A 10984-nucleotide genomic window follows, 5' to 3' on the forward strand; every position below is an offset into this window, starting at 1 on the left:
CTCCAGGTCATTATGTTTGCCTCCCGCACGGACGCATCTTTGAACGGTCGTTGCCCGGCGGTAGCTCCTCGTCTCGAGTCCCAGGAACACGTCCTTGAACTGGTTCATCCCCGCGTTCACGAACAGGAGCGTCGGATCGCTGATGGGGACTAGGGACGAGCTCGGGACGACACGGTGGCTTTTCGATTCGAAGAAGTCGAGGAATCCCCTTCGTATCTGTTTCGCTTTCATTTTCTCGTCCCCGAAGCGCCCTCTCTAGTATTCAATGCCGTGGCGGGACCCGTGATCGACCGGCCGCCACGGCTCGGCCCGTGCGGCGCTGCGCGCCGATCTCGCGGTAGCGGTCTTGGCCACCGCTCGGCAGGCTGGGCTGTACTTTTTCATCAGCCAGCTAGACATTCTCGTCAACCCGTCAGAAACCTCATTGGCGGCGCCTGTTTGGGTCAATTACTCAGTATCTTCCAAATCGCTGCCGGATACCAGCCGGTAAGCCACCTCGCCGGAGAAGCCGCGTGACAGCAGATGTCTGTAGGCTCGAGCCCGCTCGTCCCGCGCCCATGGGCCCTTCGAGCCGAGAAATCGCGTCAGGGCGGCGATAGCGGCGTCGTCCTGTCCCTCGGGAAACGCGTAGGACAACGCCGCCTCGATATTCGACTCCTCTACGCCGAGCTCTCGAAGTCGGCGCTCGATTCGAAGCGGGCCCCAGTGCTTGCGCTCGGCGCGTGATCGCGCGAGCTCGCGCGCAAAGGTAGGGTCGTCCAGATAGCGCCGGGAGAGGAGGAAGTCGATGGTGGACTGGATCTCGCTAGCGGTGTATCCCGCTCGCGTCAACTTCTGGGAGAGCTCGCGGACACCGTGAGCTCGACGCGCTAGCCGGGCGAAGGCAAAGTCGAGAGCGGTTCGTCCGGACGACGAGCGAGCTCCCTCTCTCGCGGCAGCGGAGTCACCCGTTGGCTCGACGCCTTTCAGCAGCTACCTCCTGCAAGAGGACCGCTGACACGGATTCCCGGATCGCGGCTCCGCCGTTCGAAGGGCTCAACTGAACTCGAAGGGACTTTCCTGTCCTTCCCCACTTCGATCGTCCATGAAGTCGGTCATGCTCCTCTCCATCTCTTCTTGGGCGAGGTCGCTCGTCGACTGGATGCCCTGGATCTTGAGCTTGAACTCATCGGGGTTGCTGGCTCTCCTCAGGGCTTCATCGTAAGTGATGAGGTCTTTCTTGTAGAGGTTGAAGATGGACTGGTCGAACGTCTGCATCCCGTACTGGGACACCCCGGCGGCGATGGCCTCGTGGATGAGCTTGGTCTTGTCCTTGTTGATGATGCAGTCCCGGATGAACGGGGTGGCGATCATCACCTCGACCGCGGGTACCCGACCGTGGCCGTCCGCTCGGGGGATGAGCCTCATCGAGATGACCGCCTTGATGACCCCCGCGAGCTGGAGTCGAATCTGTTTTTGCTGATGCGGGGGGAAGACGGCAATGATCCGGTTGACGGTCTCAGTGGCGTCCAAAGTGTGAAGCGTCGACAGGACGAGATGCCCCGTCTCGGCTGCGGTGATGGCCGTCTCGATCGTTTCGTAGTCGCGCATCTCACCCACGAGGATCACGTCAGGGTCTTGGCGCAGAGCGCTCCGGAGCGCCCCGGCGAAGCTCTTGGTGTCCACCTCGACCTCGCGTTGGTTGACGATCGATTTCTTGTCGCGATGAAGAAACTCGATCGGATCCTCGATGGTCATGATGTGCTCGCAGCGATGGGAGTTGATGTAGTCGATCATCGCGGCGAGGGTCGTCGACTTTCCCGAACCCGTGGTGCCGGTGCACAGGATGAGTCCGCGCGTCTCCTGAGCGATCTTCTCCAGCACCAGGGGGAGGCCGAGCTCGCGGATCGTGAGAATCTTGACGGGAATGACGCGGAGTACGAGACCCACCGTCCCGCGTTGCTGGAAGACGTTCGCCCGGAAACGACCGAGCCCGGGTACGCTGTAGGCGATGTCGATCTCCAGGTTGTCCTTGAATTTTTGCTTTTGCCGGTTGCTCATGATGGAGAAGGCCATGGCGATGGTGTCTTCCTGCATGAGGCGCTTCATTTCCACCAGAGGAACGAGCTCGCCGGCAACGCGGATGACCGGGTGGCTCCCCACCTTGAGGTGTAAATCGGAGGCTTTGCGCTCCGAGGCGACTTTCAGCAAGTCGTTGATGTGCATGTTATTGTCCCTTTCCGTCCGATTCTCACAGGGCCTTCGCTCCGTTCCCGGCGAGGTGCGCTTGCAAAAGCGATGAATCCGTCGAATCCGGTCATAAACAGCCGATGCGTACAGTGGCGTAGACGGGCAAGCGGACCTGGAACCCCGTCACGATTTATTTCGCATTGATGTGCCGAGAAGATCCTGTCCTTTTATCGTAGGTGATTACTCTAGTGTTGTCAACGTCTTCCCGCCATTTTCCGCGAGGGCCCTACGCGGCTAACGGGGCTCGTTCTCAGGGGTTATCGACGAGCCGAGCGTGCTATACTTCCGCGTCGTCGCGAACCTGGGTTAATGTTTCTGCTCGGCCAGCAGCTCGGCAAGTATCAAATCGTAAAGACACTGGGTAGCGGAGGCTTCGGTACCGTGTACCTGGTGCGCGACACCTGGATCGACAAGAAACTTGCCATCAAGGTTCCTCACAAACAGAACGGCGAGTTCGACGATCTGCTGCAGGAGCCGCGATTGCTCGCGGCGCTGGCCCACGAGAACATCGTGAGTATCGTCACCGCGGAGAAGGCCGGCGAATACTTCTTCATCGTGATGGAGTTCGTGGAAGGAGAGAGCCTGGAGGCTCGGATCCAGCGCGACAAGAATGTCGAGCTCCGAGTCGCTATGGACTTCGCCAGACAGATCGTGACCGGGGTGGATCACGCTCACCGACAGGGAATTCTGCATCGCGATCTTCGACCCGGAAACGTGCTCGTCACTCCCGAGGGCAGAATCAAGATCACCGACTTCGGTACGTCGCGCTTTCTCGAGGTGTCCGATCGCGCTTCGACCGTCATCGGCAGCCCCCCTTACATGGCCCCCGAGCAGTTTCGAGGTCGTGGGGTGTTTGCGTCGGACATTTACTCGATCGGAGTCATGATGTACGAGATGATGACCGGCGTGCTGCCCTACTTCAGCGCCGATCCCAGACGGCTCGAGCAGATGGCCGCCTCAGGACGATTTACGCGGCCGCGGGAACGCAATCGCGGCATCCCCCCGGAGATCGACGAGATCATCGTCAAGGCCCTTGCTCCCCAGGTCTCTGACCGCTATCAACAGGCGCACGAGCTTCTCGACGATCTCTGCACTGCGGGGGAGATCGACCATCGAGCTTCTCGTGTCGAAGATATTCGACAGAGGGTTCGCGCGCGAGAACGGTCGATCGGAGGGTTCTGCTGGAACTGCCGAAAGCCGCTCCACGCCCGCGCCCGGGCCTGCCCTTTCTGCGGAGAGAGTCAGTAACGGAGATCGCCTCGGTTCCACTGGAGGATCGCGGCGGTCGCGATGGCGGCGGTTTCGGTTCTCAGCGTGCGGGGGCCCAGCCCGTACAGCGCCACCGATCGTTTTCTTGCCAGGGTGAGCTCATTCTCGGACCAGCCTCCCTCCGGGCCTATGAGGGCGAGGACCGCGTCCGCCGTTCGCGCGACCTCCAGGGCTGGAGCCCCCGGCTGCGCCATCACGATGCAGGTTTCCTGCGCCTGGTCGAGCACCTCCAGGAGGCTTCGGGGAGGCGAGATCTCCGTCAGAATGCTCCGCCCGGATTGCTTCGACGCCTCGAGCACGATGCGCCGCCATCGTGCCAGGTTGCGCTGCATTTGGCTCGGGGTGGTCGTGCCTCTTTCCGTCACCAGGGGAATGATGCGTCGCGCGCCGAGCTCGGTTAGCTTCTGGACGGCGACCGGCATCCGCTGCGCCTTGGGGACCGCGAGGCCCAGGGCAAGCAGGAGAGGAGACTCACGTGGAGGCTCGGATCCCAGCACGCGGACCGAGACGGAGTCACCGGTAAGGGACTCGATCGCGCCACGCACGGATCCACCCCGACCGTCGAATAGCGTGACCCGAGCCCCGGTGACGAGCCTCAGCACGTGTATGATGTGATGCGCTTCATCGCCCCGGAGCTCGATTCGATCCGAATCCAAGCGGCGAACGTAGAAACGGCGTTCCCGGCTCACTGCGGTCTGGATACGAGCGCTACCCATTCCCCCGCGCTCCACATCTCGACGTTCCGCAGCCGGCGGGAGAGAGCGAGCGCGAGCTCGTCGGCCTCCTCGAGCAGGACTCCCGACAGGACGACGAGCTGCGCGTGGATGTGCGACGCAGCGCGGATGAGGACCGGGGTGTTGATGTTCGCGATGACGACGTCTGATTCCAGGCCCGGGAGGTCCTCCCACGACCTGCACTCGACGCGGACGACCCCTTCGAGCCCGTTTCTGGAAACGTTCGCGCGGGCACAGGCGCAGGCATCGCCGTCGCAGTCGACGGCAAGAACCGACCTGGCGCCCAGCCGGGCGGCGACCATCGCGAGGATTCCCGAGCCGGTGCCGACGTCGATCACGTTCAGTCCCGGCTCGAGATATTGCTCGAGGAGCTCGACCGCGAGACGGGTCGTATCGTGCGTGCCGAGGCCGAACGCCCGCTCCGGGTCGAGGCGCAGTACCTCCCGCCCGGTATCCGGCACCCGAAGCCACGTAGGAAGGACGTAGAATCGCTCTCCGAGAGAGAAACCTCGAAGGCTTTTCTTCCACTCGAGGAGCCAATCTCGATCGACGAGTGGAGGCGGAACGTGCACCCTTACGCAGAGTTTCTGCTGAAGGGTCTCGGCCAGGGTCGTTACCTGTGTCCCGGGGCCAAAGAACGCCCTCAGTCCGCTACCGTCGTCTAGGAGCTCGGTTCCAAGACAGCCACGATCGAAGACGAGCACCGCGGCCAGCTCGAGCGCTTCCGGCTCGCCGAAAACCTCTAGCAGCGGGTAGGCTCCGGTCGGGGGTGGCATCAGCCGAAGAGTCGTTCGAAGAAGCTCCTTTCTTTTCCCAAAGGGCGTTCTCCGATCTTCGGTGCCCTCATGATGGCGCCGAGCTGCTCCACGAGCTCTCGTTGCTCTCTCGTGAGCTTCTCGGGAGTCACGACGTTCACGACGACGAGCTGATCGCCGCGACCGCTTCCCTGCAAACGAGGGACTCCCTTGCCTCGAAGCTTGATGACGGAACCGCTTTGCGTTCCCGGCGGGACGGTGAGGCCCTGGCTGCCGTCGATCGTCGGAACTTCCACTTCCGCGCCGAGGGCGGCCTGTGGAAACGTAACCGGCAGCTCGAGGTAGATGTCGTCGCCATCGCGCCTGAATAGCGCGTGGGGCTTGACGTGCAGTATCACGTACAGATCCCCCGATGGCCCCCCGCGCGTCCCCGCTTCTCCCTCGCCGGTCCGCCGAAGCCGGGAACCGTTATCGACGCCGGCGGGAATGCGAAGAGTAATCTCCCGCTCGCGAGCGACTTGCCCCGATCCTTTGCAGGTCTTGCACGGGTCGAGAATGATCTGGCCGGTGCCTCGACACTGGCCGCAGGGACGAGACACCACGAGAAACCCCTGTTGCAGCCTCACCTGGCCACGGCCACCGCACGTGGGGCAGGAGTTCTTGCCCGTTCCCGGTTCGGCGCCGGATCCGGCGCAGGACAGACAGTGTTCTGCGCGCGGGACGAGAATACGCGTCTCGGTGCCATGTATGGCTTCTTCGAACGTGAGCTCGAGCTCGTAATGAAGGTCGGCCCCCCGCGAGGGGCGGTTTCGTCGGCCGCCGAAGAGGTCGGAGAACAGCTCCTCGAAGATGCTTCCCCCTCCGAAGATGTCGGTGAACTCACGAAAGATGTCCGTGTTGACCTGTGGTGCACCTCGAAGCCCGGCGTGGCCATAGCGGTCGTAAACGGCTCGCTTTTCCTGATCGCTCAGAACGCTGTACGCCTCGGCGCATTCCTTGAATGCTTCCTCGGCGGTGGCGTCGCCCGGATTCTTGTCGGGGTGATACTTCACTGCGAGCCGACGGTAGGCCCGTTTGATGTCGCTGGGAGTCGCCGTGCGGTCAACGCCCAGAACTTCGTAGTAGTCCTTTTTGAAAGTACTGGTCAATGATCGACTCCACGAGGATACCTCGGTAAATTATAGACGTTCGTCTCTCACCGGATGGAGCGACTGCAAGGGTCAACCGCGCAACATCGCTTGTCCCAGCGCTTCCGCGGTTGTCTCCAGGTTGGCCAGCGCCGACTGGAGATCTTCGAGGGACCCCTCTCTCGTCTGCTCGGCGCGGTCCAAGGCTTGCGTCGCCTGTTGCCGCTCTTCGTCGGTGAGCTTGGTCTGCAGAAGCTGGTAGGTCTTTCTCGTGCTGTGAATGAGCCCCTGGAGCTGTCCTGAGACTTTCTCCCGCTCGCGGAGAGTCTCCTCGAGCTTAGCCTGCCGTTCTGCTTCGGTACGAGCTTTTTCTACCTGGGATTGCGTCAGGCCGCTCCCGGCCTTCACCGTGATGTTCTGCTGACGTCCCGTCGCCTGATCCAGGGCCGTCACCTGAACGATTCCGTTCACGTCGATCTCGAACGTAACCTCGATTTGCGGGACCCCTCTCGGGGCGGGCGCCACATCGGTCAGCATGAAACGCCCGAGAGAGGTGTTCTCGTGGGCGAGGCTCCCTTCACCCTGGAGAACGTGAACCTCGACCTTCGTCTGGTTGTCGGTTACGGTCGTGAAGGTTCGGCCCTTCTTCGTTGGTATGTTGGAGTTACGCTCGATGAGCGGCGTGAAGGTGCCGTCCTTGGTCTCGATTCCCAGGGTGTGCGGGGTGACGTCGAGGAGGACGAGGTCGGTAACCTCGCCTTTGAGGATGCCGGTCTGGATCGCCGCCCCGATCGACACGACCTCATCGGGATTCACCGACTTGGTGGGCTCCTTGCCGAAGATCTTCTTGATCGTTTCCAGGACCTTGGGAGTACGAGTCTGACCGCCAACGGGGATTACGTCGTCGATTTCGTCACGGGACAACCCCGCGGAGCTGAGAGCGTCTTCGCAGGGGCGCACGGTTCGATCGAGCAGAGGCTGGATCATCTGCTCGAACTTGGTCCGGGTGAGGACGGTGTTGAGATGTTTGGGGCCGCTTTGATTTGCCGAGATGAAGGGGAGGACGATCTCGGCCTGGGGCTGATTGGACAACTCGCATTTGGCTTTCTCCGCGGCCTCTTTGAGTCGCTGCAATGCCATCCGGTCGCCGCGAAGGTCGATATCGTTCTCCCTTTGGAACTCCTCGACGAGCCAATTCATGATGTATTGATCGAAGTCCTCGCCGCCTAGGTACGTGTCCCCGCCGGTCGAGAGCACCTGGTAGATACCGTCTTGTAGCTCGAGAATGGAGATGTCGAATGTCCCTCCGCCGAGATCGTAAACGGCGATCTTCCCCGATTTGTTCTCGTTCATGCCATAGGCGAGCGAAGCCGCTGTCGGCTCGTTGAGGATGCGCAGAACCTTCAGTCCCGCAATGGTTCCCGCGTCACGGGTCGCCTGCCGCTGAGAGTCGTTGAAGTACGCCGGCACCGTAATGATGGCTTCCTCGACGGGTTCTCCGAGGTAGTCCTCCGCCGCCGCTTTGAGCTTCTGGAGAACGATCGCCGAGATCTCGGGTGGGCTATAGACCTTGTCATCGACCTGGATGTGTGCGTCACCGTTGGTCGACTCGATGATCTGATAGGGAAGCACTTTCGACGCCGATTGGACCTCGGGTGAGTTGAAGCGCCGCCCCAGCAGTCGCTTGACTCCGTAAATCGTATTCTGTGGATTCGTCAAAGCTTGGCGCTTCGCGATCTGTCCGACGAGGCGCTCACCCTTGCTAGTGAAGGCCACGATCGACGGTGTGGTGCGAGCGCCTTCCTGGTTGGGAATCACCTGCGCCGTGCCACCCTCCATGACGACGATGCAGGAGTTCGTCGTTCCGAGATCGATTCCAACGACCTTGCTCAATTTGGCACTCCTCGGGCGCGACGGTCATGACTGCGCCGAAGACTCAGACTTCTGGTCAAACGATCAGTCAGACTGCCGTACCACCTCATCCTCGCTCTCGACGTCCCCATCCGAGGGCGCCGATTCCGTCCCACTCGAGTGCGCGACACTCACCATGGAAGGGCGAAGCAGACGATCCTTCATACGATAACCTTTTTGAAACACCTCGACGACCGTCCCATCGGGGTAATCGTCGGTCTCGACCCGGCTGACCGCCTCGTGCACATGCGGGTCGAAGGGCTTCTGCTCGCAGTCGATCTCCTCGAGACCGTTTCTCTCCAGGATGTCCTTGAACTGCTTGTGAATTATGGCGATCCCCTGCCGGAGCTGGCTCTCGTTCTCCGTATCCGAGGCGTGGATGGCGCGCTCCAGATTGTCGAGGACGGGCAGGATCTCCTTGACCAGGTCGGAGGAGGCATAGCGGATCACCTCGGCGCGTTCGCGTTCCGTCCGCCGTCGGAAATTCTCGAACTCGGCCTGTTTCCGCTGAGCCAGCTCTCGCATTTCTTGCGCCGTCGTCCGGAGGCGCTCGACTTCGGCGTGCAACCCGTCGCCGGTCGCGGTCTCCTCGGCGGGGGCCGCGCTCGTTCCTGACGAATGCTGCTGTTCTGGCTCCGCCTCCTGCGCGGTCTCGAAATCCGCGTTCAGCGGCTCCAGATCCTGTGGCTTTCTTTTCTTCTTATGTCTCTTTCTGGGCATGCAGCACCATGCGCCGCGCGAACGCGGCGCCTCGTTAATTACGATCCGATACTAGCCCAAAAACGGGACACAGCAACCGATCGAGGAACTCAATGATTCAGCTCTCGTTCTCCGACCTCGGTAATGGCCTGGGACAACGAGCAGGCAACGTAATCAACAACCGAAATGTGACGCGCATAGGCCATGCGCGTCGGGCCCATTATGCCTATCGACCCGAGCTCTTGGTTGCCGTCCGTATACCGGGCGCCGATTAGTGACAGCCCCTCGAGATCGGGCACGCGAGCTTCCGAGCCGATGACGATTTGAAGTCCGTTTCCTTCGAGACATGCGTTCAGAATATTGACCAGCCGCTGGCGTTGCTCGAGCGTCTCGAAGAGCTGCTGGGCCCTCTCGATATTCCGGATGAACTCCGGCTCGGCGAGGATACGCGCCGTTCCTTCGACGTGGACCTCCGAGGTTCGCTGTCCGGCAAATGCCGCCTCGGCGATCGTCAACGCATTCCGCACCAGAACATTCACCACCGCGGCGATCTCCTGCATGCGAAGAACGAGAAGCTCGTGGGCCTCCACGAGCGTGTATCCCCGAAACTGGTCTTCGAGGTAGCGAGCGCACTGCTCGAGATCCTCGCCGCTGAGCTCTTCGGCGATCTCGACCACCCGATTGGAAACCTGTCCCGAAGCCGAAACCAGCACTACCAGAAGGCGTGTCGGCCCGAGTCGAATGAAATCGACGTGGCGGAGCACGCTGAGTCGGAAGTCCGGGCCGATGACGAAGCCGACCATGCCGGTCATCGTCGACAACAGACGGGACGTTCGCTGCACGAGCTCGCTAACGCCCCCCTCGGCGGGGCGCATCTGCTCGTAAATCAGCTTGCGCTCGGTCGCGCCGAGGCCGTCGCCGTCCATGATCGTACCCACGTAGAAACGGTATCCCTTGTCCGTCGGCACCCGCCCCGCGGAAGTGTGAGGCTGATACAGATAGCCCATCTCCTCGAGGTCCGCCATGATGTTTCGTATGGTCGCCGGTGAAAGTCCTTGGGTGGTTACTCTTGAGAGCGTTCGAGAACCAATCGGTTCACCCGTCGTGATGAAAAGGTGTACCGTGTAGCGAAGGATCTCCCGGGAGCGGTGGTCAAGTGCGGTGAGGTCCATCTCCTGCGATTCCTCGAAGCGGGGGAATCCGCGAGCGATATGTCGCTAAATATGGTTTACCAAACGGCTTCTGAGTTGTCAACACATTGGCGTCCTGGGGGCCGGGAGCCACTGCTGGTATTTCTCTTCGAGGCGCGGCAACTGCGACAGCTCCCAGGCGGTCATTGCGTCGGCGGATTCGCGGGCCGCGAACAGCTCTTCGAAGGACGATCGGACCGCCTCGCATACCGCTTCCGCCGTTGGCGGCTTCGCAACCAGCTGCCACACCCCGATGCCCTCGAGACCCTCGGGGGCGCTCGGCGGCTTCACCATGGACCATAGCTCGGAATCGACGGTGAAGAGCAGGGCCCCGTGCTGGAGAAAGCTCAGGCGATTGCGGCGCATTGCGCTGGGAACGAGCTTCCTGCCCGATGACGTGATCTCGTGAGCGCTCGGAGTCGCGAGGCAGGGAAGGCTGAGCGGCGGATGTGCAGAGGTGTCGGTGATGTTCTGCACTCCGGGCGAGTCGAGCGGAACGCCAATCCGGGCACAAACCTTGCGGAAGACGTCGTTGATGGCCGTGTAGATTCCGCGAACCGAAAGCCCGGAAAAGGCGCCGGTCGCCGGCGAGGTGACGCTCCAAGTGAGCTCGTGCTGATGGAGGAGAGCTCGTCCCCCGGTGATTCGTCGAACGCATTCGATCCCTCTTGCGGCGCAGGCCTCGAGGTCGACGGCATCACGAGCCGTTTGATTGTGGCCGAGGGTGATGGTCGGGCGTCGGAAGCGATACAGCCGAACCGTGGGAATTGCCCGCGTTCTCGATGACGAGAGGAAGAGCATCTCGTCGATGGCCATGTTGCGTACGCCATCCGTCGGCTCGTCGACGAGGAGACGCCAACGCACGTCAGAGCAGCTTTTCCAGCGGTGTGTGCGCGCGGCGTTGCGAGATGGCCACTGCCTCGCACGTGACGTGCCCATCATAGGTGTTGACGCCCGCGTAAAGGGATGCGTCGGAGCGAACCGCTTCGATGACGCCCCGGTTGGCAATCAGCATTGCGTAGGGAAGGGTCACGTTGGTCAGCGCGAAAGTGGAGGTTCTGGGAACGGCT

Annotated in this window: 12 protein-coding genes; 1 reads left to right on the forward strand and 11 read right to left on the reverse strand. The window is 61.7% G+C overall.

The genetic code is table 11. The features are described from left to right. The 3 genes from VEK15_25000 to VEK15_25010 form a co-directional block, all read right to left on the reverse strand. A partial coding sequence (locus VEK15_25000; protein ID HXV63981.1) for an alanine--tRNA ligase-related protein occupies positions 1-231 on the reverse strand: 231 nt, incomplete at its 3' end. A 216-nt stretch (positions 232-447) separates the two neighbouring features. Continuing rightward, positions 448-831 (reverse strand): regulatory protein RecX, encoded by a 384-nt coding sequence (locus VEK15_25005; protein ID HXV63982.1) that lies wholly within the window; start codon positions 829-831, stop codon positions 448-450. A 204-nt stretch (positions 832-1035) separates the two neighbouring features. Then, positions 1036-2205 carry a type IV pilus twitching motility protein PilT gene (locus tag VEK15_25010; GenBank protein HXV63983.1) on the reverse strand — a complete coding sequence of 390 codons (1170 nt, stop codon included), beginning with the start codon at positions 2203-2205 and terminating at the stop codon, positions 1036-1038. Positions 2206-2538: 333 nt separating this feature from the next. Here VEK15_25010 and VEK15_25015 point away from each other — a divergent pair, with 333 nt between their 5' ends. After that, on the forward strand, positions 2539-3477 hold the full coding sequence (locus VEK15_25015; GenBank protein ID HXV63984.1) for a serine/threonine-protein kinase: 939 nt from the start codon (positions 2539-2541) through the stop codon (positions 3475-3477). Here the strand turns inward: VEK15_25015 and VEK15_25020 are convergent. The 8 genes from VEK15_25020 to VEK15_25055 form a co-directional block, all read right to left on the reverse strand. Further along, a complete protein-coding gene (locus VEK15_25020) occupies positions 3471-4214 on the reverse strand; it encodes an RsmE family RNA methyltransferase (GenBank protein HXV63985.1) in 744 nt (247 codons plus the stop codon). The two genes, VEK15_25015 and VEK15_25020, sit on opposite strands and share 7 nt — an antisense overlap. Next, entirely contained in the window at positions 4184-5008 is an 825-nt protein-coding gene (locus VEK15_25025; GenBank protein ID HXV63986.1) for a 50S ribosomal protein L11 methyltransferase, read from the reverse strand. Before VEK15_25025 ends, VEK15_25020 begins: the two co-directional genes overlap by 31 nt. Continuing rightward, positions 5008-6135: a molecular chaperone DnaJ gene (gene dnaJ / locus VEK15_25030; GenBank protein ID HXV63987.1), complete on the reverse strand. Its 1128-nt coding sequence runs from the start codon at positions 6133-6135 to the stop codon at positions 5008-5010. The genes VEK15_25025 and dnaJ overlap by 1 nt, the downstream gene beginning before the upstream one ends. Positions 6136-6207: 72 nt before the next feature. Then, the gene (dnaK, locus tag VEK15_25035; GenBank protein HXV63988.1) at positions 6208-8007 is read right to left on the reverse strand and encodes a molecular chaperone DnaK; all 1800 of its coding nucleotides are present in this window, start codon (positions 8005-8007) and stop codon (positions 6208-6210) included. A 63-nt stretch (positions 8008-8070) separates the two neighbouring features. Then, positions 8071-8745: a nucleotide exchange factor GrpE gene (gene grpE, locus VEK15_25040; GenBank protein HXV63989.1), complete on the reverse strand. Its 675-nt coding sequence runs from the start codon at positions 8743-8745 to the stop codon at positions 8071-8073. Between the two features lie 89 nt (positions 8746-8834). Beyond that, a complete protein-coding gene (hrcA, locus tag VEK15_25045) occupies positions 8835-9896 on the reverse strand; it encodes a heat-inducible transcriptional repressor HrcA (protein HXV63990.1) in 1062 nt (353 codons plus the stop codon). A gap of 78 nt (positions 9897-9974) precedes the next feature. Continuing rightward, on the reverse strand, positions 9975-10778 hold the full coding sequence (locus VEK15_25050; protein ID HXV63991.1) for a biotin/lipoate A/B protein ligase family protein: 804 nt from the start codon (positions 10776-10778) through the stop codon (positions 9975-9977). A gap of 1 nt (position 10779) precedes the next feature. Then, the coding region (locus VEK15_25055; GenBank protein HXV63992.1) for an alanine dehydrogenase at positions 10780-10984 on the reverse strand (205 nt) is incomplete at its 5' end.

It is taken from the genome of Vicinamibacteria bacterium (assembly GCA_035620555.1).
GTDB lineage: Bacteria > Acidobacteriota > Vicinamibacteria > Marinacidobacterales > SMYC01 > DASPGQ01.

Coding starts and splice junctions, on each gene's coding strand:
- VEK15_25010 (HXV63983.1), bottom strand. CDS start 2,205: ATGCACATCAACGACTTGCTGAAAGTCGCCTCGGAGCGCAAAGCCTCC.
- VEK15_25015 (HXV63984.1), top strand. CDS start 2,539: ATGTTTCTGCTCGGCCAGCAGCTCGGCAAGTATCAAATCGTAAAGACA.
- VEK15_25020 (HXV63985.1), bottom strand. CDS start 4,214: ATGGGTAGCGCTCGTATCCAGACCGCAGTGAGCCGGGAACGCCGTTTC.
- VEK15_25025 (HXV63986.1), bottom strand. CDS start 5,008: ATGCCACCCCCGACCGGAGCCTACCCGCTGCTAGAGGTTTTCGGCGAG.
- grpE (HXV63989.1), bottom strand. CDS start 8,745: ATGCCCAGAAAGAGACATAAGAAGAAAAGAAAGCCACAGGATCTGGAG.
- hrcA (HXV63990.1), bottom strand. CDS start 9,896: ATGGACCTCACCGCACTTGACCACCGCTCCCGGGAGATCCTTCGCTAC.